The organism is Enterobacter cloacae complex sp. R_G8, assembly GCF_024599795.1.
Taxonomy (GTDB): Bacteria; Pseudomonadota; Gammaproteobacteria; order Enterobacterales; family Enterobacteriaceae; genus Enterobacter; species Enterobacter dissolvens.
This window is the reverse complement of the sequence record NZ_CP102246.1, coordinates 3,812,497-3,835,095: the sequence shown is the minus strand read 5'-3', so window position 1 is coordinate 3,835,095 and position 22,599 is coordinate 3,812,497. Positions and strand designations below refer to the sequence as shown.

Annotated in this window: 23 protein-coding genes; 9 read left to right on the top strand and 14 right to left on the bottom strand. The window is 56.0% G+C overall.

The window, feature by feature from the left end:
• The first annotated feature begins 14 nt into the window (after nt 1-14).
• Nucleotides 15-785 (top strand): (S)-acetoin forming diacetyl reductase, encoded by a 771-nt coding sequence (locus NQ842_RS18215; RefSeq protein WP_257256166.1) that lies wholly within the window; start codon nt 15-17, stop codon nt 783-785.
• 131 nt (nt 786-916) lie between these two features.
• Nucleotides 917-1,390 carry a cold-shock protein gene (locus tag NQ842_RS18210; protein WP_023620402.1) on the top strand — a complete coding sequence of 158 codons (474 nt, stop codon included), beginning with the start codon at nt 917-919 and terminating at the stop codon, nt 1,388-1,390.
• 69 nt (nt 1,391-1,459) lie between these two features.
• On the opposite strand, the gene NQ842_RS18205 is transcribed toward NQ842_RS18210, so the two are convergent.
• The 10 genes from NQ842_RS18205 to betI form a co-directional block, all read right to left on the bottom strand.
• Complete coding sequence (locus tag NQ842_RS18205) at nt 1,460-2,164, bottom strand: ABC transporter ATP-binding protein (RefSeq protein ID WP_257256165.1); 705 nt, start codon at nt 2,162-2,164, stop codon at nt 1,460-1,462.
• Nucleotides 2,151-2,987 carry an ABC transporter ATP-binding protein gene (locus NQ842_RS18200; protein WP_257256164.1) on the bottom strand — a complete coding sequence of 279 codons (837 nt, stop codon included), beginning with the start codon at nt 2,985-2,987 and terminating at the stop codon, nt 2,151-2,153. Before NQ842_RS18200 ends, NQ842_RS18205 begins: the two co-directional genes overlap by 14 nt.
• The gene (locus NQ842_RS18195) at nt 2,980-3,813 is read right to left on the bottom strand and encodes an ABC transporter permease (protein ID WP_096928192.1); all 834 of its coding nucleotides are present in this window, start codon (nt 3,811-3,813) and stop codon (nt 2,980-2,982) included. Before NQ842_RS18195 ends, NQ842_RS18200 begins: the two co-directional genes overlap by 8 nt.
• Nucleotides 3,813-4,826 (bottom strand): ABC transporter permease, encoded by a 1,014-nt coding sequence (locus NQ842_RS18190; protein ID WP_257256163.1) that lies wholly within the window; start codon nt 4,824-4,826, stop codon nt 3,813-3,815. The genes NQ842_RS18195 and NQ842_RS18190 overlap by 1 nt, the downstream gene beginning before the upstream one ends.
• Nucleotides 4,827-4,891: 65 nt before the next feature.
• The gene (locus NQ842_RS18185; protein WP_257256162.1) at nt 4,892-6,460 is read right to left on the bottom strand and encodes an ABC transporter substrate-binding protein; all 1,569 of its coding nucleotides are present in this window, start codon (nt 6,458-6,460) and stop codon (nt 4,892-4,894) included.
• 122 nt (nt 6,461-6,582) lie between these two features.
• Nucleotides 6,583-8,277 carry a thiamine pyrophosphate-binding protein gene (locus NQ842_RS18180; protein WP_257256161.1) on the bottom strand — a complete coding sequence of 565 codons (1,695 nt, stop codon included), beginning with the start codon at nt 8,275-8,277 and terminating at the stop codon, nt 6,583-6,585.
• 33 nt (nt 8,278-8,310) lie between these two features.
• Nucleotides 8,311-9,051, bottom strand: coding sequence for an SDR family oxidoreductase (locus NQ842_RS18175; RefSeq protein WP_014831019.1), 741 nt, complete (start codon nt 9,049-9,051; stop codon nt 8,311-8,313).
• A 277-nt stretch (nt 9,052-9,328) separates the two neighbouring features.
• Nucleotides 9,329-11,008, bottom strand: coding sequence for a choline dehydrogenase (gene betA / locus NQ842_RS18170; protein WP_047362463.1), 1,680 nt, complete (start codon nt 11,006-11,008; stop codon nt 9,329-9,331).
• A gap of 13 nt (nt 11,009-11,021) precedes the next feature.
• Nucleotides 11,022-12,494 (bottom strand): betaine-aldehyde dehydrogenase, encoded by a 1,473-nt coding sequence (betB, locus tag NQ842_RS18165; RefSeq protein WP_257256160.1) that lies wholly within the window; start codon nt 12,492-12,494, stop codon nt 11,022-11,024.
• Nucleotides 12,495-12,507: 13 nt separating this feature from the next.
• On the bottom strand, nt 12,508-13,095 hold the full coding sequence (gene betI / locus NQ842_RS18160; RefSeq protein ID WP_014831022.1) for a transcriptional regulator BetI: 588 nt from the start codon (nt 13,093-13,095) through the stop codon (nt 12,508-12,510).
• A 128-nt stretch (nt 13,096-13,223) separates the two neighbouring features.
• Here betI and betT point away from each other — a divergent pair, with 128 nt between their 5' ends.
• From betT to NQ842_RS18145, 3 genes are all read left to right on the top strand, one after another.
• Nucleotides 13,224-15,257 carry a choline BCCT transporter BetT gene (gene betT, locus NQ842_RS18155; protein ID WP_014831023.1) on the top strand — a complete coding sequence of 678 codons (2,034 nt, stop codon included), beginning with the start codon at nt 13,224-13,226 and terminating at the stop codon, nt 15,255-15,257.
• A 155-nt stretch (nt 15,258-15,412) separates the two neighbouring features.
• Nucleotides 15,413-16,012, top strand: a complete 600-nt coding sequence (locus tag NQ842_RS18150; RefSeq protein ID WP_257256159.1) for a hypothetical protein — start codon at nt 15,413-15,415, stop codon at nt 16,010-16,012.
• 307 nt (nt 16,013-16,319) lie between these two features.
• Entirely contained in the window at nt 16,320-16,769 is a 450-nt protein-coding gene (locus NQ842_RS18145) for a SymE family type I addiction module toxin (protein WP_080344330.1), read from the top strand.
• 87 nt (nt 16,770-16,856) lie between these two features.
• Here the strand turns inward: NQ842_RS18145 and NQ842_RS18140 are convergent, their stop codons facing one another.
• Genes NQ842_RS18140 through NQ842_RS18135 form a run of 3 tightly spaced genes read right to left on the bottom strand, consistent with a single transcriptional unit; the run spans nt 16,857 to nt 18,270 of the window.
• Nucleotides 16,857-17,357, bottom strand: coding sequence for a type VI secretion system tube protein Hcp (locus NQ842_RS18140; RefSeq protein ID WP_048972622.1), 501 nt, complete (start codon nt 17,355-17,357; stop codon nt 16,857-16,859).
• Complete coding sequence (locus NQ842_RS23430) at nt 17,357-17,713, bottom strand: putative T6SS immunity periplasmic lipoprotein (protein ID WP_048972623.1); 357 nt, start codon at nt 17,711-17,713, stop codon at nt 17,357-17,359. Before NQ842_RS23430 ends, NQ842_RS18140 begins: the two co-directional genes overlap by 1 nt.
• A complete protein-coding gene (locus tag NQ842_RS18135; RefSeq protein ID WP_048972624.1) occupies nt 17,710-18,270 on the bottom strand; it encodes a hypothetical protein in 561 nt (186 codons plus the stop codon). The genes NQ842_RS23430 and NQ842_RS18135 overlap by 4 nt, the downstream gene beginning before the upstream one ends.
• A gap of 212 nt (nt 18,271-18,482) precedes the next feature.
• On the opposite strand from NQ842_RS18135, the gene NQ842_RS18130 reads away from it, so the two are divergent.
• From NQ842_RS18130 to sitD, 4 genes are read left to right on the top strand one after another with little or no spacing between them, the layout of a single operon-like run.
• Complete coding sequence (locus tag NQ842_RS18130; protein ID WP_306672635.1) at nt 18,483-19,394, top strand: metal ABC transporter substrate-binding protein; 912 nt, start codon at nt 18,483-18,485, stop codon at nt 19,392-19,394.
• A 2-nt stretch (nt 19,395-19,396) separates the two neighbouring features.
• Nucleotides 19,397-20,203: a manganese/iron ABC transporter ATP-binding protein gene (locus tag NQ842_RS18125; RefSeq protein ID WP_014831028.1), complete on the top strand. Its 807-nt coding sequence runs from the start codon at nt 19,397-19,399 to the stop codon at nt 20,201-20,203.
• Nucleotides 20,200-21,057 carry an iron/manganese ABC transporter permease subunit SitC gene (sitC, locus tag NQ842_RS18120; protein WP_257256158.1) on the top strand — a complete coding sequence of 286 codons (858 nt, stop codon included), beginning with the start codon at nt 20,200-20,202 and terminating at the stop codon, nt 21,055-21,057. Before NQ842_RS18125 ends, sitC begins: the two co-directional genes overlap by 4 nt.
• Entirely contained in the window at nt 21,054-21,893 is an 840-nt protein-coding gene (gene sitD / locus NQ842_RS18115; RefSeq protein WP_257256157.1) for an iron/manganese ABC transporter permease subunit SitD, read from the top strand. The genes sitC and sitD overlap by 4 nt, the downstream gene beginning before the upstream one ends.
• Here sitD and entD read toward each other — a convergent pair.
• Nucleotides 21,835-22,521 (bottom strand): enterobactin synthase subunit EntD, encoded by a 687-nt coding sequence (gene entD, locus NQ842_RS18110; RefSeq protein WP_257256155.1) that lies wholly within the window; start codon nt 22,519-22,521, stop codon nt 21,835-21,837. The genes sitD and entD overlap by 59 nt on opposite strands.
• Nucleotides 22,522-22,599: the final 78 nt, after the last annotated feature.

The window sequence follows — 22,599 nt, the reverse complement described above, 5'->3', positions numbered from 1 at the left end:
ATAAGGACAGAGAAATGCAAAAAGTTGCTCTCGTAACCGGCTCAGGCCAGGGGATTGGTAAAGCGGTTGCGCTGCGCCTGGTGAAAGATGGTTTTGCCGTCGCTATCGCCGACTACAACGATGAGACGGCGAGAGCCGTCGCCGATGAAATCATCCGTAACGGCGGCAACGCCGTCGCCGTGAAGGTGGATGTCTCTGATCGCGACCAGGTGTTTGCGGCGGTGGAGAAAGCCCGCACCGCGCTGGGCGGTTTCAACGTGATTGTGAATAACGCCGGGATTGCGCCATCTACGCCCATCGAATCCATCACGCCGGAGATTGTCGACAAGGTCTACAACATCAACGTCAAAGGGGTGATCTGGGGCATGCAGGCCGCGATTGACGCGTTTCGCAAAGAGGGGCACGGCGGCAAAATCATCAACGCCTGCTCCCAGGCGGGCCACACCGGTAACCCGGAACTGGCGGTGTACAGCTCCAGTAAATTCGCAGTGCGCGGCTTAACCCAGACCGCCGCTCGGGACCTCGCGCCGCTGGGGATCACCGTTAACGCCTACTGCCCGGGTATCGTGAAAACGCCGATGTGGGCGGAGATCGACCGTCAGGTGTCCGAGGCGGCAGGTAAACCGCTCGGCTACGGCACCGAAACCTTTGCCAAACGCATTACGCTTGGCCGCCTGTCTGAACCGGAAGATGTCGCCGCCTGTGTTTCATACCTCGCCGGGCCAGACTCTGACTACATGACTGGCCAGTCGCTCTTGATTGATGGTGGGATGGTGTTCAACTAAATTCTAATAAGCTCTGACATGAGTTTTCCCCTGCCCCCGTGCAGGGGCTTTTTTTTGTCTCCTCCGCCATTGTGCATTACACTGCGCGCTGCAAAACTTTAGTCATTACGATCTGACAGGCGGTAACAGCGATGAACGGTACAATCACAACGTGGTTTAAAGATAAAGGCTTTGGATTTATCAAAGATGAAAACGGCGATAACCGCTATTTTCATGTGATTAAGGTCGCCAACCCTGATCTGATCAAGAAAGACGCGGCGGTGACCTTTGAGCCAACCACCAACAACAAAGGCCTTTCCGCCTATGCGGTGAAGGTGATCCCGGAAAGTAAACACCTCTATATTGCCGGCGAGCGCGTGAAGCTCACCTCCATCAAATCCTTCGTGGTGTTTAGCGAAGAAGAGCCTGCGGATACGGGCATCGACAAAGAGAACGCGGTGCTGTCGGTCGGGCTGCTGATGAACAACATCAAACCGAAATCCGACAAAAAGCCGGGCGAAATGCGCACGGTGAAGAAGCTGGCGATCACCACCTTCCAGAACACCACGCTGATTTTTACCGAAGATGAAATCGATATCGACGCTACGGTGAAGCTGCTGAAGTAATTGTTTGCCGGGTGGCGGCTGCGCCTTACCCGGCCTGGAAAACCCGTTCGGCGCTCGCCGCCGCACGGGTTACCCCATCCTGTGCTCACCCCTTAACATCGCCTCCCGATCAAACACCCGCTGGATCTCCCCGTGCGCCATAAACGCCGCCCGGTCGGACATATGCGCAATCACGTCCGCATCGTGGCTGACCAGCAGATAGGTCATGCCGTGCTCGGCTTTCAGGCGGTTGAGCAGATTCAAAATTTCTGCCTGCACCGACATATCCAGCGCCGTGGTTGGTTCGTCCAGCAGGAGTAGCTGCGGGCGCAACAGCAGCGCACGGGCTATCGCCACGCGCTGACGCTGGCCGCCGGAAAGCTGGTGCGGGTAGCGCTTACCCGCATCGGCGGATAACCCCACCTGCTGTAGCGCATCCGCCACTTTCTGTGCAATCTGCGTCTCGCCGTGGATTTTCAGCGGCTCCGACAGCGTGCGCAACAGCGTGTGGTTCGGGTGCAGCGAGGCCCACGGATCCTGAAACACCATCTGCACGTTGCGGCGCAGCGGGCCGGTAAAACGCTGCCCTGGCTGTATTGTTTCGCCCAACAGAGAGAGACTTCCGCGCCACTCGCGCTGCAGCCCCGCCAGCACGCGCAACAGGGTCGATTTACCGCAGCCGGAGCCACCGATCAGACTGAACGTTTCGCCTTTTTCGATGGTAAAACGGGCACCGGACACCGCCGTTTTCTCACCGAAGGTGACCTGAAGCTGATTGACGTCAACGAGGGCCATTGTTTGCCTCCTTCCAGGGCTGCGTGCGGTCGAGCGTTGGCAGCATCTGGCCGTACGTGTCGGCGTTTGGCCGGCAGGTCCACAGGGTGCGCGTGTAGGGATGCGTCGCCTGCGAAAGCTGGCTTGCCGCCATCTCATCGACCTTCTCGCCCTGATACATCACCAGCACGCGGTCGCAGTGCTCTGCCACCAGCGGCAGGTCGTGGCTGATGAGCAGCATCGCCATCTGCCGGGCTTCGCACTGCTGTACCAGCAATTCGAGGATCTGGTTGCGCAGGCGCGCGTCCAGCGCCGAGGTGGGTTCATCGGCAATCAGCACCTGTGGGTTGTTGATCAGCGCCATGGCGATCATTACCCGCTGGCCCATGCCGCCAGAGAGTTCACCGGGATAACGCGCCAGCACGTTTTCACTCAGCCCGACGGCGCGAACAATGTCATGAATGCGCGCCACGCGCTCTGCACGGGGCAGGCGCTGATGCAAGGTCAGCGCCTCGTCAAGCTGGGCAAAAATGCTTTTCACCGGGTTGAGGGCATAACGGGGATCCTGCAATACCATCGCAATGCCGTTGCCGCGTAGCGCCTGCCAGCGGCGGGTATTCATCGTCAGCACATTGTTGCCCAGCACGTTAAGCTGCCGGGCACTCACTACGCCGGGCTTACGTACCAGCCCCATCAGGGCGCGGGCTGACATCGATTTGCCCGAGCCGGATTCGCCCACCAGCGCCAGCCGCTCGTTGCCTAACGTAAAGCTCAGGTTATTGACCACGCGGGCGGCGGGGTAGTCGATAGTCAGCGCATCGACGATGACGCGTTGTTCAGTCATGTTGCGGCTCCAGTACATCACGCAGGCCATCGCCCAGCAGGTTAAAGGCCAGGCTGGCGAACAGGATCGCGCCGCCCGGAATGGCGGCAATCCACCACTGGTCGAAAATCACCTGCATACCGTCAGCAATCATCGCCCCCCATTCGGCCATTGGCGGACGGGCGCCGAGGCCAAGGAAACCCAGCCCGGCGGCGGCCAGAATAATCCCCGCCAGATCCAGCGCTAAACGCACAATCGCCGAGGGCAGGCACAACGGAAGAATATGACCCACCAGCAGCCGCAGGCCGCGAATGCCCATCATCTCGGCGGCGGCCAGATAATCGCTGTGGCGCAGGCGCTGAATTTCACTCCGCGCCTGACGCGCGTAGGCCGGCCAGGTGGTTAAGGCCAGCGCCAGCGCGCCGTTAACCAGGCCGGGGCCGAGCATCGCCACAAACGCGAAGGCGAGGATCAGGCGCGGCATCGACATCACCACGTCGGTAAAGCGCATCAGAATGCGCTCCAGCCAGCCGCCGTAGTAGCCGGACAAAATCCCCACCAGCAGACCGGCGGGCAGGGTGATCACGGTGACTAAAGCCACCAGCCCCAGCGCCGGACGGGTGCCGTAAATTAAACGCGAGAGCAGATCCCGCCCGTAGCTGTCGGTCCCCAGCCAGTGCTGGCCGTTCGGTGCCTGCAGGCGCGCGGCGGCGTCCTGCCAGTTGGGATCAAGCGGCGCAAGCCACGGCGCGAAAAGGGCGATCAGCACCAGCAGCGCGATGGCAATCAGTCCGCAAAAGGCGGCGGGGGAGCGGCGCAGGCGGCGTAAGAAAATAGAGAACGGCATCAGCGCACCCTGGGATCGGTCGCCCGCACAAGCAGGTCGGTAAGGTTATTGATCAGCACAAAGCAGACGCCAGTCAGCAGCGTACCGCCCATCACCGCGGTGGTATCGCCGGCGAACAGGGCGGTGGTGAGGTAGCGCCCGATGCCCGGCCACGAGAAGACGGTTTCGGTTAATACCGCGCCCTCCAGCATGCTGGTGTAGGCCAGTGCGATGACCGTCAGCAGCGTACTGCGTATGTTGGGCAGCACGTGTCGCAGCAGGATGCTCATCTCCCCGGCCCCTTTGGCGCGGGCGAGCAGAATGTACTCTTTGTTCATCTCGCTCAGACAGGCGGAGCGCGTCAGGCGGGTGATACTTGCCAGCGAGTAGTACGCCAGCAGCAGCACCGGCAGTACCAGATGGCTTATGGCATTACGAAATGCCTCCCGGTCGCCGGAAAGCCAGGTATCCACCAGCGCAAAGCCGGTCCTCGGCTCCACGGTAAACTGCCAGATGTCGTCCAGCCTGCCGGGACCCGCACTCCACTGCAGCTTCGCGTAGAACAGGGCCAGCATCAGCAGCCCGAGCCAGAAAATCGGCACCGAGTTGCCGAGCAGGGTGAGCGTGCGAAGGGCTAAATCGAGCGGCGATCCGGCGTAGCGGGCGCACAACACCCCGGCAATCACGCCTAGTACGGTACCGATAATCAGCGCCAGGGTTGCCAGTTCGAGCGTGGCGGGAAAGGCGTGCAGCAGATCCTGCAGTACCGGCTGTCCGGTGGCGCTGGCCGTGCCTAAATCACCGTGGGCGAGGTTTTGCAGATAGTGCCAGAACTGCACGGGCAGGGGCCGATCCAGCCCGAGCTGGTGGCGAACCTGATTGTAGGTTGACTGGCTGGCGTGATCGCCGACGATCTGCAATACACGATCGACCGGGGAAAAGGCAGAGAGCGCAAACGTGACGAGCAGCAGCCCGAACAGCGTGAGCAGCAGGGTGAGCAGACCCTGAAGCACGCGGGTGGAAAGATGTGGCATGGGAAAACCGTTATCCTGAAAACATGCACGGACGGCTCCCTCTCCCACAGGGAGAGGGGGAAAAGCTACTTCGTAACGCGATCGTACCAGACCATATCCGCGTTCAGCCCCTGCTGATACCCCTTCACGTTATCGCGCACCACAATCTGGGTTTTGCCCTGGTCAACGAACACGTACGGCGAGTTATGCTGTAACTGTTCCTGCATCTTCTTGTACAGATCCAGACGTTTTGCTGGATCCGGCTCGGCAACCGCCGCCAGCGTAGCCTTGTTCAGCTCCGGAATTTTCCAGCCGTTAAGTCCGGCCACGGTGCTGGATTTTTCGTCGTTCCATGCGAAGGCGCTGGCGTTGGAGTGTGCATCGAAGTAGTCCGGGATCCACAGACGAATGGCCGCCTGATGCTGTTTCGCACGCACGCGGGCGTACACCTGGCTACCCGCTGCGGGCAGCAGATCCACCTTCACGCCGCCCTGCGCGAAGCTCGCCTGCATCGACTGGGCGATGGTGATAAACGGCGCCTTGTTCTCCACGTCCAGGGTGAAGTGCGCGTCTTTAATGCCCGCTTTCCCGAGGATTGCTTTCGCTTTCGCCGGGTCAAATTTAAACGGATTGTCTTCCAGCGCGCCCGGCAGGCCGACCGGCAGGAAACTCTGATGAACAAAATACTGGCCTTTGAGCAGGTTTTTGGTGATGCCGTCATAGTCTACCAGCCAGCGCGCCGCCTCCCAGAAGGCCGGGTTATTTAACAGCGGGTTGGCGCTATTGCCGGTGTTAAACACCAGGTAATTCTGCTCGGCGGACGGGATGCTCAGCACCTTCACGCCCGGCTTGCCCTCGAGCGCGCTAATCTGGTCTGCACCCAGATCGCGCGCCACGTCGGCATCACCCTGCTGGATCAGCAGGCGGCGTGAAGCCGGATCGGGGACGTTTTTAATAATGATGCTTTTCAGCTTTGGCGCACCGCCGGGGGCGGAGTCGTTGGCTTCCAGCACGATAGCCTGATGCGGTTGATAGACGCGCATTTTGAACGCGCCGCTGCCCGCTGAGTGCATTTTCAGCCACGCGTTGCCAAAGTCGTTATCTTTCACGTTGGCCGCCACCTGCTTCTCATCCACGATAGAGGCAATCGGCGTGGAGAGAATATTCAACGCCACGGCAGGGCTGACGTCCGCTGTCCAGTGGAGCTGCACGGTGTGGTCATCCACTTTTTTCAGCTGGCTGGCGATGTTGCTCGCCTCCCAGCCCAGCACGTTGAGGATAAAGGCCGGGGATTTGTTCAGCGTCACGGCGCGGGTATACGAGAAGATCACGTCTTCCGGGCGTAGCGGGTTGCCGGAGGCAAATTTGGCATCGGGCTTGAGCTTGATGGTCAGGGTTTTTGCTGCCGCGTCGGCGTCCCAGCTTTCCGCCAGAATCGGGGTAATTTTTTCCGGGTTATCGCGGTCCGGCTGTACCAGGCGCTGATACAGGCTCGGCACGGTCTGGATGCTGGAGAGCTCGTTGGCTTCTGCCGGGTCGAGGCTCACAATGTCATCCAGGCCCTGGGCGACAACCAGCGTGTTGGAGGGCGTGGCGGCGTGCGCCGCGCCGGAAAGCGCAGCCAGCACCAGTAACGGCAGCAATTTTTTCGTCATAGCGATCCCTGAAGAAGATATATTGTTTGTTTTATATTCCGTTACGTTAGGCTGGCTGATGTCTTACGCAAAGTCGAAATTCTGCTTTGCTTATGCCCTGCGGGAATAACGCATGCCCGTGGTTAATCCGCAGAAATCGCGATTTCAATTAAATTGGTTTTTCCTGACTGCAGTCCGCGTGCTACCGCTCCGGCGATATCTGCAGCCTCGGTTACCCGGCAGCACTGAACGCCCATGGCGGTGGCCAGCGACTGAAAATCGATATGCGGGTTAACCAGATCCATCCCGATAAAACGTCCCAGCTGTGTCGAGCTGTAGTCTGCCTGGCTTTTCATAAAGTTTTTCAGGATGTTGTACTCCCTGTTGTTCATCACAATAAAGGTGACGGGCAGATTTTCATGTGCCGCGGTCCACAGTGCCTGCGGCGAGTAGAGTGAGGCACCGTCACCCAGCAGGCATACGACCGGCTCGCGGCCAAGGCCCAGTGAGTGGCCCACGGCGGCAGGCATTCCCCAGCCCAGTCCGCCGCCGCGCATAAAGTAGTAGCGCTGATGCTGCTGGTCAGAGATAAACCGGCGGACATGCCTGGCGGTGGCAATCGCCTCATCGACAATAGTGGTGCCCGCCGGAATGGCGCGGATGACTTCCCAGGCCGCGACCATCGGGGCAATCGTCGGGCGTAGCCGCTCGGCAGACAGACGTTCCTCCTGCTGCTGCCACTCTTTTTCACGTTCATCGCGGGCCGCAATCAGCAACCGCTGGTGGGTCAGCGTGCTGGCAAGCAGGCGCTGTTCCAGCTTCGGCAGCAGTTCGCGCAGGGATAGTTTGATATCTCCCATTACCGAGAGCCGTGTGGCATACGTCCGGCCAAGTTCGTTCATATCGGCGGAGAGTTGGTAAACCGCACAGCTTCCCGGGATGGCGTCCCCTTCGCTGTACAAAATGGTGATCAAACTTCTGCCGCCGATAATAAATACCGCGTCGTAGGTGTTCACGATGCTGGCGATCTCGCTGGCGGTGGTGGGCATATTGCCGCGCCAGAGGGCGTGTTGCGTGGGGAAGGGCAGGTTCAGCGGCCAGGAAGAGCCATAAACATGGGCGCTCAGCGTTTCCGCCAGCTGGACAATCTCCGGCGTTGAGCCGCTGGAGTGAACTTCATCCCCGGCCACGATCATGATCCTCCCGGCGGGCACCTGGCTCAGCTCCTCCGCCAGTTCGTCCAGCGAACCGGCAACGGTGTGGTAGTTTACTCTGGACGCCGTTTGTATCCCGGCATCGCTGAGCTCTTCCATCACGTTCATCGGCAGGGAGAGCAACACCGGTCCGGCAGGGGGATAGCTGGCAGCGTGAAATGCGCGGCGAACCAGCACCGGCAGCTGATCGGCACTGGTGACCTCCTGTGCCCATTTCGTCACCGGCGCGCCAATGGAGACAATGTCATCATACAGAAGCGGATCACGCACATAGTGGCGCGTATCCTGCTGACCGACGGTGACCACCAGCGGCGTTTTCATGATCCGGGAATTAATTAAATTCCCCATGCCGTGCCCAAGACCACTGGCGGTATGTAAATTGATAAACCCGGTTTTGCCGGACGCTTTTGCATACCCGTCGGCAATGGCGACCACGCTGCTCTCCTGCAGGGCCAGAATATAGTGAATATTTTCATGCCGGAGCAGGGCATCTATTAGCGGGAGTTCGGTGGTGCCAGGGTTACCGAAAATATATTCCACGCCTTCACTCTCCAGCACTTCGAGAAGAATATCGGCCCCGGTTCGCATATTTAAATCTGATAAGGACGTTAATGATTTAATCATAATGACACCTCATTCAGTATTATTTAAGGCATGCTAAAATTCTTCCTGCGTCGGTCGGACAATAATTTCATTGACATCAACGTCGCTGGGTTGTTCGATTGCAAATAAAACGGCCCGGGCAATGGCCTCTGCCGGGATCGCCTGCTTATAGAATTCTGCGAGAAACGCCAGACTTTCTTTATCAGAACTGCCGTACTGCAGTTCACTTTCGACAGCCCCCGGAGAGATAAGCGTGGTGCGGATAGTTTTGCCTGCCTCCTGGCGTAGCCCTTCGCTCAGCGCGCGGACGGCGAATTTGGTGGCGCTGTAGACGACCCCGCCAGGGGCAAGCACCCGAATGCCCGCCACGGACGCCACGTTGATAAAGTGTCCGCTGCCCTGACGTTGAAACACCGGCAGCGCGGCGGCGATGCCATACAAGACCCCTTTGATATTGGTATCGATCATCCGATCCCATTCATCGGTTTTCCGCTCGCTGATGGGGGCGATAGCCATAAATCCGGCGTTATTGATCAACACATCCACGCGCTGCCAGGCCGCTACGGCAGCATCGATGGCTTTCTGAACCTCTTCCTGGCGGGTTACGTCGGCCTGCACGGCGATGGCCTGTCCACCTGTCTGAGTGATGTTGTCGACAAGGGCGTTTATTCTGTCCAGACGACGTGCGACCAGTACCAGAGAAAACGCTTTATTCGCTAAATGAAGAGCAACAGCCTGACCGATACCGCTGCTGGCGCCGGTGATCACGACGACGCGGTTTGCACTATTATTCATGATGTTATCTCACTGTCGGGTGATGCAAAATAAATAAAATGCAGGAAGCCATTAAAGAACCATGACATATTCTTTAATGCTGATTGCGATATATTCTGTATAAAGGCAGGAACAGACTTCGATTAAAACTTAATTCTCGTGGGGCAGAGTGTCAACACACTTTTAAATAATTAAATTAATTGTCTTGCTAATATTTAATTCTTATAGATAAAAACAGATTTTTTAAATGGACAATTCATATTGAAAACCCTCTCCTTTTACAGAGAGGGTGTAGCAATTATACCTTCTGCGTTTGCTGACGAACTGGCGCTCCGTTCGCCACATAATACGCCGCTGTACTCTTCGCCAGCGGCTCGCACCCGCGAATGGCATCAGCTATTTTCTCGCCAATCATAATGGTGGTGGCATTCAGGTTGCCGGTGATGATCTGCGGCATAATTGACGCATCCACCACGCGTAACCCTTCCAGCCCGTGAACGCGGCCTTCGCCATCGACCACCGCCATCTCGTCATAGCCCATCTTGCAGCTCCCGCAGGGGTGGAAGGCGGTTTCAGCGTGGTTACGCACGAACTCGTCCAGTTGTTCGTCGGTCTGGCACTCAACCCCCGGGCTGATTTCGCGGCCACGGTATTTGTCCAGCGCGGGCTGATGCATGATTTCGCGGGTGATGCGAATCGCATCGCGGAACTCCTGCCAGTCCTGCTCGTGGGACATATAGTTGAACAGGATCGCCGGATGCTGGTGCGGATCGCGCGATTTAATACGCACGTGCCCGCGGCTTGGTGAGCGCATCGACCCAACGTGGCACTGGAAGCCGTGCTCTTTTACCGCATTCGAGCCGTTGTAGTTAATCGCCACCGGCAGGAAGTGGTACTGAATATTCGGCCATTCGAACTCTTCCCGGCTGCGGATAAACCCACCCGCTTCGAAGTGGTTGCTCGCGCCCACGCCGGTGCCGCCAAACAGCCACTCGGCGCCAATCTTCGGCTGGTTCCACCACTGCAGGGCAGGGTAGAGGGAGACCGGCTCTTTACATTCGTACTGGAGATACATCTCCAGGTGATCCTGCAGGTTTTCGCCCACGCCGGGCAGATCGTGCACCAGCGGAATATCGAACTGCTTCAGCAGTTCCGCGTTGCCCACGCCGGAGCGCTGCAGGATCTGCGGAGAGGCAATCGCCCCGGCGCACAGCAGCACCTCTTTGTTTGCTGTGGCTTTTGACGGGATGGTGCTTTCACCCTCCAGCCACTCAACGCCCACGGCGCGCTTGCCGTCAAACAGAATCCGATCGGTCATGGCGTGGGTGCGGATGGTCAGGTTCGGTCGCTGTTTCGCCTGATCCAGATAGCCGCGCGCGGTGCTGGCGCGTCGCCCCTGCGGCGTGACCGTCCTGTCCATCGGGCCGAAGCCTTCCTGTTGATAGCCGTTGAGATCGTCAGTGCGCGGATAGCCCGCCTGTACCCCGGCTTCGACCATCGCCTCAAACAGCGGGTTCACGCCCGGCTTCGAGGTGGTGACGCTCACCGGGCCGTCGCCGCCGTGGTAGTCGTTCGGACCCACGTCGCGGGTTTCGGCCTTACGGTAGTAGGGCAGGCAGTTGAGATAGCTCCAGTGCTCCAGACCCGGCTCTTTCGCCCAGTTGTCCAGATCCATGGCGTTGCCGCGGATATAGCACATGCCGTTGATGAGCGACGACCCGCCCAGCCCTTTACCGCGTCCGCACTCCATGCGGCGGTTGTTCATGTACGGCTCAGGCTCGGTTTCGTACGCCCAGTTGTAGCGCTTGCCCTGCAGGGGAAATGCCAGCGCGGCGGGCATCTGGGTGCGGAAGTCAAAACGGTAATCCGGGCCGCCCGCCTCAAGCAGCAGCACGGTGGTGTTCGGATCTTCAGTCAGTCGTGTTGCCAGAACGTTGCCGGCAGAGCCGGCACCAATAATGATGTAGTCAAATTGCAAAAAAACCTCCCGGTTAAAATATGGACTGGAATTTACCCATCTCAACCTGGATGGACTTCACCTGGGTGTAACTCTGGAGCGTCATCATGCCGTTTTCGCGGCCAATGCCGGAGTGTTTGTAGCCGCCAACCGGCATCTCCGCCGGGGATTCACCCCAGGTGTTGATCCAGCAGATCCCCGCCTCAAGCTGATGAATCGCGCGGTGGGCGCGGTTCAGATCGGCAGTGACAATGCCCGCCGCCAGCCCGTAGTCGGTATCGTTAGCGCGGCGGAGAGCCTCTTCTTCAGATTCATAGGTGAGGATGGACATCACCGGCCCGAAGATCTCTTCGCGCACGATGGTCATCTCGTCGGTGCAGTCGGTGAACACGGTCGGGGCGACCCACGCGCCGTTGTCAAAGCCGTCGCCCTTCAGCACGTCGCCGCCGCACAGCACGCGTGCGCCTTCCTCTTTGCCTTTGGCGATATAGCGCAGCACGTTGTCGCGGTGCGGGAAGCTCACCAGCGGGCCAAAGTTGGTGTTTTCATCGAACAGATCGCCCGCGCGGATGCGGCCCACGCGTTCAACAATTTTCTGCTCAAACGCGGCTTTGAACTTCGCCGGTACGAACACGCGGGTGCCGTTGGTGCACACCTGGCCGGAGCTGAAGAAGTTGGCCATCATGGCGATGTCGGCGGCGAGATCGAGATCCGCGTCGTCAAACACAATCAGCGGCGATTTACCGCCCAGCTCCATCGTCACCTCTTTCAGGGACGAGGCCGCCGAGTTCGCCATCACCTTTTTGCCGCTGGCGACGCCGCCGGTGAAGGAGACTTTCGCGATGCCCGGATGCTCGGTCAGGAACTGGCCGGTCTCCGCGCCCACGCCCGGCAGAACGTTAAACACGCCGTCCGGCAGACCCGCTTCGGTGTAGATCTCCGCAAGCTTCAGGGCGGTGAGCGGGGTGATCTCGCTCGGTTTGAAGATCATCGCGTTGCCCGCCGCCAGCGCCGGAGCGGATTTCCACAGGGCGATCTGGATCGGATAGTTCCACGCGCCAATACCCGCGACCACGCCCAGCGGCTCACGACGGGTGTAAACGAAAGAAGTGTCTCGCAGGGGGATCTGGCTGCCTTCCAGCGCCGGGATCAGCCCCGCGTAGTACTCCAGCACGTCCGCACCGGTGACGATATCCACGGTGCGGGTTTCGGAATACGCTTTACCGGTGTCGAGGGTTTCCAGTTTCGCCAGTTCATCGTTACGCTCGCGCAGGATATCGACAGCGCGACGCAGGATGCGAGAACGCTCCATGGCGGTCATCGCCGCCCAGATTTTTTGCCCCTGCTGTGCACTTTGTACGGCGCGATCGACATCCTCGCGCCCGGCGGCCTGTACGGTCGCCAGAACCTCGCCGTTGGCCGGGTTGATGGTCTCGAAGGTGCGACCGCTGGTGGCGGATGTATAACCACCATTGATATAAAGCTGCTGTTCTGCCATTCGGGACATAAATTCTCCTCGGTTAATCGGTCGATAAATGCTGGCTGATGAAGTGGCTGGTGAGCGACTGGGCAAGGTTTTTATCCAGCGGTTTGCCGCTCAGGGCCGCGCGCAGCCATAGCCCGTCGATCAGTGCCGCGAGGCCATAGCCTGCCTCCTGGGCCTGTTCGCGCGGCAGTTCGCGGCGGAACTCGTACACCAGGTTTGAGAGCAGACGACGGCTGCTCACCTGCTGCAACCGGTAGAGCATCGGCTGATGCATGCTGCTCGCCCAGAAGGCCAGCCAGGCTTTCATTGCCGCGCTGCTGATCTGCGTTTCATCAAAATTGCCGCCGACAATGGCCTGCAAGCGTTGCTCTGCGCTGCCATCCGGCAGGGCGTGCAGGCGGCTCAGGACCGCATCGCGCAGCTGGCCGGTGATGTCGCGCATGGTCGCTTCCAGCAGACCATTTTTATCCCTGAAGTAGTGACTGATGATCCCCGTGGAGACGCCCGCACGACGGGCGATCTGCGCGATGGTCGCGTCATGCATTCCCACTTCATTTATTGCTTCCAGCGTGGCGTTGATCAGTTGCCTGCGCCGGATCGGCTGCATCCCCACTTTGGGCATTTTTGCCACTCCATTCATCAGCGTTGGTTAACCATTAAAGCGGTTTTTGATTGGACGTTCAATATAAAATGTGTCTTAATTGTTGCGGATTTGGATTTTAATAGTTACAAAAACAGTGGGGATACTGGATGACAGATCTTTCGCAAAACAGAGAAAAGGACAAAATCAATCCGGTTGTTTTTTATACTTCCGCAGGACTGATTTTGTTGTTTTCCCTGATGACGATCTTCTTTAGAGACTTCTCTGCCGAGTGGATTGGGCGCACCCTGAACTGGGTGTCGAAGACCTTCGGCTGGTACTATTTACTGGCGGCGACGCTTTATATTGTCTTTGTCGTCTGCATTGCCTGTTCGCGCTTTGGCTCGGTGAAACTCGGGCCCGAACAGTCAAAACCCGAGTTCAGCCTGCTGAGCTGGGCTGCGATGCTGTTTGCCGCGGGCATTGGCATCGACCTGATGTTCTTCTCCGTGGCCGAACCGGTCACACAATATATGCAGCCACCGGAAGGGGCAGGGCAGACGATGGAGGCCGCGCGCCAGGCGATGGTCTGGACGCTGTTCCACTACGGCCTGACCGGCTGGTCGATGTACGCCCTGATGGGGATGGCGCTCGGATACTTTAGCTATCGTTATAATTTACCCCTTACCATCCGCTCCGCGCTGTACCCGATTTTCGGTAAAAAGATAAACGGCCCGATTGGTCACAGCGTGGATATTGCGGCGGTGATCGGCACCATCTTTGGTATCGCGACAACGCTCGGGATTGGCGTGGTGCAGCTCAACTACGGGCTGAGCGTGCTGTTTGATATTCCGGATTCGATGGCGGCGAAAGCGGCGCTGATTGCGCTGTCGGTGATTATCGCCACCATTTCGGTGACGTCCGGTGTGGATAAAGGTATCCGCGTGCTCTCCGAGCTGAACGTGGCTCTGGCGCTGGGTCTGATCCTGTTTGTGCTGTTTATGGGTGATACGTCATTCCTGCTCAATGCCTTAGTGCTGAACGTGGGCGACTACATAAACCGCTTTATGGGCATGACCCTGAACAGCTTCGCCTTTGACCGCCCGGTGGAGTGGATGAACAACTGGACGCTGTTCTTCTGGGCGTGGTGGGTGGCGTGGTCGCCGTTTGTCGGCCTGTTCCTGGCGCGTATTTCACGTGGCCGCACCATTCGCCAGTTTGTGATGGGCACGCTGATTATCCCGTTCACCTTTACCCTGCTGTGGCTCTCGGTGTTTGGCAACAGCGCGCTGTTTGAAATCATTCACGGTGACGCAGCGTTTGCGCAGGAGGCGATGGTGCATCCGGAGCGCGGGTTCTACAGCCTGCTGGCGCAGTATCCGGCGTTCACCTTTAGCGCCTCCGTTGCCACCATTACCGGCCTGCTGTTTTACGTCACCTCGGCGGATTCCGGTGCGCTGGTGCTGGGGAACTTCACCTCGAAGCTGAAGGACATCAACAGCGATGCGCCAAACTGGCTGCGCATCTTCTGGTCGGTGGCCATTGGCCTGCTGACGCTCGGCATGCTGATGACCAACGGGATTTCCGCCTTGCAGAACACCACGGTGATCATGGGTCTGCCGTTCAGCTTTGTGATCTTCTTTGTAATGGCCGGGCTGTACAAATCGCTCAAGGTGGAAGATTACCGCCGCGTCAGCGCCAGCCGCGACACCGCGCCGCGTCCGATGGGCGCCCAGGACAGACTGAGCTGGAAGAAACGTCTCTCACGCCTGATGAACTACCCGGGCACGCGCTATACCAGCCAGATGATGGAGACGGTCTGTTACCCGGCCATGGAAGAGGTGGCGCAGGAGTTGCGATTACGCGGGGCTTACGTGGAGCTGAAAAACCTGCCGCCGGAAGAGGGCGAGACCCTGGGGCACCTGGATCTGCTGGTGCATATGGGCGACGAGCAGAACTTTGTTTATCAGATCTGGCCGCAGCAGTATTCGGTTCCCGGGTTTACCTACCGGGCGCGCAGCGGGAAGTCGACCTACTACCGGCTGGAGACCTTCCTGCTGGAAGGGAGCCAGGGGAATGATTTGATGGATTACAGCAAGGAGCAGGTGATTACGGACATTCTGGATCAGTATGAACGGCACCTGAACTTTATCCATCTGCACAGGGAAGCGCCGGGGAATAGCGTGATGTTCCCGGATGTGTAAATTGAGAGTCGGTTAATGAACGGCGCTATATCTTCGGTATAGCGCCGATTTTTTATCAAAACTCCCGCCATTTACTTGTAAATGGTACATTTTGATGATATCAAAAATAGCCAGTTTGAAGTTTGCGATAAAAAAATAGTTTAAGGAAGCAGTAAATGGAAATTACCTCGTTAACAAGCATTTATAAATTATTTATTCCATTACTACCATACTTGAAAAGGTTTATTACCAATGAAACCTTCTTCTCTTTATCAGATGATAAGAAGGCTGAAGCAATAGATTTTCTAATCGAAAGTGCTAATGAAGAAAATTTATTAAGCAAATACAAGCAAGAGCTTAAATTATCTCATTATAAATTATGTGATAATTTCCAGTTGAACATATATATATTGGAATACTTTCTTGCAAGCAAAAAAGAACGAGGGAAGTTTTGTAAGTCCTTGTTTCTAGTGAAAGGCTTTTATGAGTATCAAAATGCAGAGGTTAATCTTAAAAATAACATACTTTGGTTGCCATTTGTAATGTTAATTGTGGGTGGTCTTTCGGGTTGGGGTGGGATTATGTCATGGATTAACATAACAGCCAGTCCACTGAAATGGATGTTTATCGCTGGGTGTAGTCTTATATGTATTCAATATATTTATTATGCTAATTATTGTTTGTTAAATTACATAAACTTAAGGCGTAAGGTGAAAGATTTTAACTTTTTTATAACCTTATATCGTTTGGATAAGACACTTAATAAGTTATTCTAAAACTTGGTCTTTAAAATAACATGCCAATTGTCAAAACGCTATTCATGAAATTATTGTTTTATATAAAGCTCGGTGATTAATAAAAGAGGAATGTTTGTCTTGCATTTTTTTCGAGCCTTGTCGCATTTTTCATATATTTACTGCTGAAGCTTACCTGTGCATTTATCCATGGTGGTATAATTTCGGCAATTAACACAGCAATGTGAGCTATAAACAGGATATAAAAAGGTAAGAAAAGGAATCGCGGTACAAAGGTGTGCGACCACCTCCATACCGCTAACCACAAACAACTAAAAGGGAGTTGATTATGGCTGCGAAGAATTCTATGCCAGAGCGGGCTATTGCCCAAACAGAAAATGCAGATTTAGAGATTCAGCAAGAAAATCGCGAGAAGCTACGCAAAAAACGCATCCGGGCGTTGCATGACGAGCCGGTTCACTCTGCGTATCTTCATGAAAGAGGAGAGGCGGGTTCCGCCTGTGTGGAACTTTATACTCGAATGGAGCGCAACTATCTGCCGTTAACCGGCGCGTGGTTAACCCGCGCAGGGTTTAAAGCAGGAATAGCCGTGAAGATCCGCGTGATGCCGGATTGTATTGTGATTACGCCGCAAAATTCCCGTGAGCTGTGGGGCTGTCTGGAAGGCGTCAGTGCAACTTATACCAACAAACTGAAGATGATGAAGTGGCTGGAGACGTTTCCGGGAGCGTTAATTGATACGGGGGATTTGCCCGTGAACGAAAGTGGAAAAGGGTAGCGCTTAAGATTAACCAGGCGATCCAGGGAATGCCAGGATCGCCGTTTCTGAACGGCAGCATGCATTGATCTTTATGAGCCAGATAAATTATGCGTTACTCTTCTCTTTCTGAGCTGGTTTCATCCATGAATCGGCATAAAGAATATTGCCTTTCACATAATTCCACTGAATGCCCCGGAATCGAAGTCCCACAACTTCATGCATATTCGGTGCTGAGCTGCCTGGGTAATAAACGTGCGTGAAATCCAGAGATGAGATCACTACGCTATCAAGCGTAATGGCGTAGATCTCCCTTTCTGCTCCCGCTTCAACAATTTCATAATATTTGATAATGGCTTTTTGCAGCCGTCTGCCCTCGCAGGAGGCAACGGCAAGATAAGGGCTCACTTTATCTAATTGCTTATGCACGATAACCGGACTATGCTGCCGTGTTCCGGTCATATTCCCGGTATGGCTGTCCACTGCCTGCTTAATGCCATAACTGCTGTTCATGATTTCAATAGCACCTTCCCGGCCTGGCATTATACAGTCGCCCTGAACCTGCATTCCGTTCTCATCGAAGAGAAATAAGTAAGCGGGTAATGACATTATAATTCTCCTAAGTTGATTTGTTTTCCGTTATTATCGACATCAAATTGGTGTACATATTTTTTATTGTTTAATCCGTAATGAATAACGTAAGTACGTCCATTTTCCCATTTTATATTTAAACATGTGTCCGGGTAGGAGATGTTTAAATTTTTATATTCCGACCCTGTTACGATAGTAATTTTATGATCTTTGCTTGAATAAATAGTGTAAAAGTTCAGGACATCATTTTTATCGATGCTAAAACATAAGTGGTTGCCATTAATAAACGTAAATCTGTTTTTGGGAGCGCGATTACCTCCTGGACATCCAGTTATTAAAATGCAGAGGATAAAGATGATAAATGTGTTTTTCATCCTGGAAATCCCTTTAAGACATTTTTGTATTTCTGCAGAAGGAAATACAAGCTTTCCCTAAGTTTTAAGTCTCTGTATTGTAATAATTCTTCATTCCTCTCCAAACCAAAGTATTTCAATAGCCAGTAATCACTTACAATAGATGCCTGTTGTTCTAACCCATAATGCTGTAAATCTGCTTTATCTAAACTATACGTATAGTCAGCAATGCCCGAGAATAAGCCTCTTGTTCTAACAAACATTCCTTTTTGAGTTTGCCAGACATGCATCATCTCATGCATGAATCGATGTTTTTTAACAATGTCATCTTCTAGCGAAAAATCCGGCGAATACGTTTCCTCTCTATACCACATCTCCCCATTGGGACTCATCGCCACATCAACGGGTTGCAAATTAAAAGGAAGATAGCTTTCCCTGTGCACCCAAACCAGATGATAGCGAATGCTATTACCGTAAAGCGTCTTCGCCAGGGCGATTTCACCAATTGTGAGCTGTCGGATCCCGCCCGGATTAATCGGGGTTCCTGAAGTGGGGTGAATTCTTTCATTAACCGGCATGCAAATTCCCTGTTTTTAGTATGGGTATTGGTCGTAAATAATACTCCTGACCGTGAGAGAAAAAAGAAAGCACATTTCCTAAAAATTCCACCTGACAGTCCAGGTTGACACAACTTTAATGATAACCATTTTCATTTAAATATAGCCTGTGCTATACCTTATAGCACGGGCTAATTCTGCTTTGAATTTAACCACCTCAGGAGACTTCTGCGATGCACCTACGGCAAGGATTGAAGCGTCTGTTACTCGGCGCGCTGCTCATGACCGCGACCACGACCGGCGCGCTGGCGGCTGAAAAGTTCCAGGTTATAACCACCTTTACCGTTATCGCTGATATGGCGAAAAACGTGGCGGGAGACGCCGCAGAAGTGACATCGATTACCAAACCGGGCGCTGAAATCCATGAGTATCAGCCCACGCCGGGCGATATCAAACGCGCGCAAAAAGCACAGTTGATTCTGGCGAATGGTATGAATCTCGAACTCTGGTTTCAGCGCTTTTATCAGCATCTGAACGGCGTGCCGGAAGCGATCGTCACCAAAGGCATCACGCCGATGGGGATCGGTGAAGGGCCGTACAACGGCAAGCCCAACCCGCACGCGTGGATGTCGCCGGACAACGCGCTGATTTACGTCGACAACATTCGCGATGCGCTGGTGAAGTACGACCCGGCGAATGCGCAGACCTATCAGCGAAATGCCGAAGCCTACAAGCAGAAGATCACCGCCACCCTCGAACCGCTGCGTAAGCAGGTGGCGGAGATCCCGGAAGACAAACGCTGGATGGTGACCAGCGAAGGGGCCTTCTCCTATCTGGCGCGCGATCTGGGCCTGAAAGAGCTTTATCTCTGGCCGATCAATGCCGATCAGCAGGGCACGCCTCAGCAGGTGCGCAAGGTGATCGACCTGGTGAAAAAACATCATATCCCGGCGGTATTCAGCGAAAGCACCGTTTCCGACAAGCCCGCGCGTCAGGTGGCGCGCGAAACCGACACCCATTACGGCGGCGTACTGTACGTTGACTCCCTGAGCGCGGAAAACGGCCCGGTGCCGACCTATATCGATCTGCTGAACGTCACCACCCGCACGCTGGTGCAGGGCATCCGTGACGGCATGAAGGAGTAACTATGCAAAAGGGGATTGCCGTCACAGACCTTACCGTGACCTACCGCAACGGTCACACGGCGCTGCGTGACGCCTCGTTTAACGTGCCGGGGGGATCGATTGCCGCGCTGGTGGGGGTGAACGGTTCCGGCAAGTCCACGCTGTTCAAGGCAATAATGGGCTTTGTACGGGCGGCGAATGGCAACATCGCCATTCTGGGCATGCCGCCTCATCGTGCATTGCATCAGAATCTCGTCGCCTATGTGCCCCAGTCGGAAGAGGTCGACTGGTCGTTTCCGGTGCTGGTTGAAGACGTGGTGATGATGGGGCGCTACGGGCATATGGGGTTTATGCGTCGGCCTAAGGAGAACGATCGTCGTATCGTGAACGATGCGCTGAAGCGCGTGGATATGCTCGACCTGCGTCATCGCCAGATTGGCGAGCTGTCCGGTGGGCAGAAGAAACGCATTTTTCTGGCGCGGGCGATTGCCCAACAGGGGGAGGTGATCCTGCTCGACGAGCCTTTTACCGGCGTGGATGTCAAAACCGAAGCCAGAATTATCAGCCTGCTGCGGGAACTGCGCGACGAGGGCAAAACGATGCTGGTCTCGACCCATAACTTAGGTTCGGTGACGGAGTTTTGCGATTACACGGTGATGGTCAAAGGTACCGTGCTGGCGAGCGGCCCGACGGAAACTACCTTCACCGCCGAGAATCTTGAACGCGCCTTCAGCGGCGTGCTGCGTCACGTGGTGCTCAGCGGCTCTGAAGAGCGCATCATTACTGACGACGAGCGGCCCTTCGTTACCCACCGTCAGGGGGCAAAATGAACGCGCTTCTTGAACCCTTCGGCTATGAGTACATGCTCAACGCGATGTGGGTCTCGGCGATGGTGGGCGGGCTGTGCGCCTTTCTCTCCTGTTACCTGATGCTCAAAGGCTGGTCGCTGATTGGCGATGCGCTCTCGCACTCTATCGTACCGGGCGTGGCGGGCGCTTACATGCTCGGCCTGCCGTTCTCGCTGGGGGCGTTTTTATCGGGCGGGCTGGCGGCGGGGAGCATGCTTTTTCTGAACCAGCGCAGCCGCCTGAAAGAGGACGCTATTATCGGACTGATATTTTCCTCCTTTTTCGGTCTGGGTCTGTTTATGGTGTCGCTCAACCCAACCTCGGTAAATATTCAGACTATCGTCCTCGGTAATATCCTCGCGATTGCTCCGGAAGATATTGTCCAGCTGGCGATTATCGGCGTGGTGTCAATGCTCATTCTGTTGTTCAAATGGAAAGATCTGATGGTGACCTTTTTTGATGAGAACCACGCCCGCGCCATCGGCCTGCGTCCTGAACGCCTGAAAATCCTCTTCTTTACCCTGCTGGCGGTCTCTACCGTGGCGGCGCTGCAAACCGTCGGCGCGTTTCTGGTGATCTGTCTGGTGGTCACCCCCGGTGCGACCGCGTGGCTGCTGACCGACCGCTTTCCGCGCCTGCTGATGATTGCGGTCGCCATTGGCAGCATCACCAGCTTCCTCGGCGCGTGGGCCAGCTACTATCTGGACGGCGCGACCGGCGGCATTATCGTGGTCGCCCAGACGCTGCTGTTCCTGCTGGCATTCGTCTTTGCACCGAAGCATGGCCTGCTCGCCAGCCGCCGTCGCGCACGTCGCGCACAGGAGGCACACCCATGATGGCGCTGCTCCTTGAACCCTTCCAGTTTGCGTTTATGAACAACGCGCTACTGATTTCACTCCTGGTGGCCGTTCCCTGCGCATTGCTGTCGGTATTTCTGGTTCTCAAAGGTTGGGCATTAATGGGCGACGCCATGAGCCACGCGGTGTTTCCCGGTGTTGTGCTGGCGTGGATGATGGGTCTGCCGCTGGCGCTGGGGGCATTTGTTGCCGGGCTGTTTTGCGCGGTCGCCACCGGATACCTGAAGGACAACAGCCGCATCAAGCAGGATACGGTCATGGGGATCGTCTTTTCCGGCATGTTCGGTGCCGGACTGATCCTCTATATCGCCGTTAAACCTGAGGTGCATCTCGACCATATTCTGTTCGGCGATATGCTGGGCATAAACAACATGGATATCCTGCAAAGCGGTATCGTCGCCGGGATGATTACGCTGGTGATTGGCCTGAAATGGCGCGACTTTTTGCTGTTCTGCTTTGATTATCAGCAGGCGCAGGCGAGCGGTCTGCGCACGCGCTGGCTGCACTACGGGTTACTGTGCATGGTTTCGCTGACCATTGTGGCGACGCTGAAAGCGGTGGGGATTATTCTGTCGATTTCGCTGCTGATTGCGCCCGGCGCGATTGCGGTGTTGATCACCCGACGCTTCCATATGGCGTTGCTGGTGGCGGTTGCGATCTCGATGCTGGTCTCGGTGAGCGGCGTCTTTCTGTCGTTCTTTCTCGACAGCGCGCCCGCGCCGACCATTGTGGTACTGTTCGCGCTGGTGTTTATCGTTACCTTTGTGGTGACGGGCGTGAGGGCCAGGCGGCGGGAGAGCGTGACAGCAATGTGATCACCCCATCGCCATCACGTTGCCAGTGCAGCGTGAAGGGGGTGCCTTCGTTAAACCCCGCCAGTGGGCGGGTCAGCGCCAGCGTCAGCGTCTCTTCGTCGAGCGTAGTGATGCGGGCGCTGTCAAATCCCATGTAGATTTTCGCTCGCGGGAAGAGGGCTTTAAACAGGCTCTCTTTGGCGCTAAAAACCAGCGTCAGGGCGAGGGCGAACGGATTTCCCGCGCGTGACAGCACACTCTCTTCCTGGTTATCAATGATGCCGTCTTTGATTTCTCGGGCCTCCATGTCGGGGAGGATCGCTTCGCAATCGATGCCGAGAAGCGCATGGTGCTCGTGCGTGACGACGGCCATGGCCCTCGTGCCGCTGTGGGTGATGCTGCCCGATACCCCGTGCGGCCAGAGCGGTTCGCCGCTGGGGCCGATGCCCGGCACCGTGCGGTTATTTAATGCATGCGCGGCGGCAAGGCGACCCGCCAGGTGCTCGGCTTTGCGTTTGCGTCCGGCGTCAGCCAGCTGTGCGTGATGGGGGAGCCAGAGCAGATCGGCGTCGGTGAAGGTGGTGGGGTCAAAGGTGATGCGGTGAACGGTGAGGCTGGCGAGAACGAACGTGCTGTGGGTTGTGTGCATGGTTTTCCCTTCAGAATTGTGCGGCCTGTTGCCCTCACTCCTGCCCTCTCCCACAGGGAGAGGGAGGAAGTCACTACC

Bases quoted from the DNA above. Each gene is read 5' to 3' on its own strand.
- NQ842_RS18215 (WP_257256166.1), top strand. From the start codon at position 15: ATGCAAAAAGTTGCTCTCGTAACCGGCTCAGGCCAGGGGATTGGTAAA.
- NQ842_RS18210 (WP_023620402.1), top strand. From the start codon at position 917: ATGAACGGTACAATCACAACGTGGTTTAAAGATAAAGGCTTTGGATTT.
- NQ842_RS18205 (WP_257256165.1), bottom strand. From the start codon at position 2,164: ATGGCCCTCGTTGACGTCAATCAGCTTCAGGTCACCTTCGGTGAGAAA.
- NQ842_RS18200 (WP_257256164.1), bottom strand. From the start codon at position 2,987: ATGACTGAACAACGCGTCATCGTCGATGCGCTGACTATCGACTACCCC.
- NQ842_RS18195 (WP_096928192.1), bottom strand. From the start codon at position 3,813: ATGCCGTTCTCTATTTTCTTACGCCGCCTGCGCCGCTCCCCCGCCGCC.
- NQ842_RS18190 (WP_257256163.1), bottom strand. From the start codon at position 4,826: ATGCCACATCTTTCCACCCGCGTGCTTCAGGGTCTGCTCACCCTGCTG.
- NQ842_RS18185 (WP_257256162.1), bottom strand. From the start codon at position 6,460: ATGACGAAAAAATTGCTGCCGTTACTGGTGCTGGCTGCGCTTTCCGGC.
- NQ842_RS18180 (WP_257256161.1), bottom strand. From the start codon at position 8,277: ATGATTAAATCATTAACGTCCTTATCAGATTTAAATATGCGAACCGGG.
- NQ842_RS18175 (WP_014831019.1), bottom strand. From the start codon at position 9,051: ATGAATAATAGTGCAAACCGCGTCGTCGTGATCACCGGCGCCAGCAGC.
- betB (WP_257256160.1), bottom strand. From the start codon at position 12,494: ATGTCCCGAATGGCAGAACAGCAGCTTTATATCAATGGTGGTTATACA.
- betI (WP_014831022.1), bottom strand. From the start codon at position 13,095: ATGCCCAAAGTGGGGATGCAGCCGATCCGGCGCAGGCAACTGATCAAC.
- betT (WP_014831023.1), top strand. From the start codon at position 13,224: ATGACAGATCTTTCGCAAAACAGAGAAAAGGACAAAATCAATCCGGTT.
- NQ842_RS18150 (WP_257256159.1), top strand. From the start codon at position 15,413: ATGGAAATTACCTCGTTAACAAGCATTTATAAATTATTTATTCCATTA.
- NQ842_RS18145 (WP_080344330.1), top strand. From the start codon at position 16,320: ATGGCTGCGAAGAATTCTATGCCAGAGCGGGCTATTGCCCAAACAGAA.
- NQ842_RS18140 (WP_048972622.1), bottom strand. From the start codon at position 17,357: ATGTCATTACCCGCTTACTTATTTCTCTTCGATGAGAACGGAATGCAG.
- NQ842_RS23430 (WP_048972623.1), bottom strand. From the start codon at position 17,713: ATGAAAAACACATTTATCATCTTTATCCTCTGCATTTTAATAACTGGA.
- NQ842_RS18135 (WP_048972624.1), bottom strand. From the start codon at position 18,270: ATGCCGGTTAATGAAAGAATTCACCCCACTTCAGGAACCCCGATTAAT.
- NQ842_RS18130 (WP_306672635.1), top strand. From the start codon at position 18,483: ATGCACCTACGGCAAGGATTGAAGCGTCTGTTACTCGGCGCGCTGCTC.
- NQ842_RS18125 (WP_014831028.1), top strand. From the start codon at position 19,397: ATGCAAAAGGGGATTGCCGTCACAGACCTTACCGTGACCTACCGCAAC.
- sitC (WP_257256158.1), top strand. From the start codon at position 20,200: ATGAACGCGCTTCTTGAACCCTTCGGCTATGAGTACATGCTCAACGCG.
- sitD (WP_257256157.1), top strand. From the start codon at position 21,054: ATGATGGCGCTGCTCCTTGAACCCTTCCAGTTTGCGTTTATGAACAAC.
- entD (WP_257256155.1), bottom strand. From the start codon at position 22,521: ATGCACACAACCCACAGCACGTTCGTTCTCGCCAGCCTCACCGTTCAC.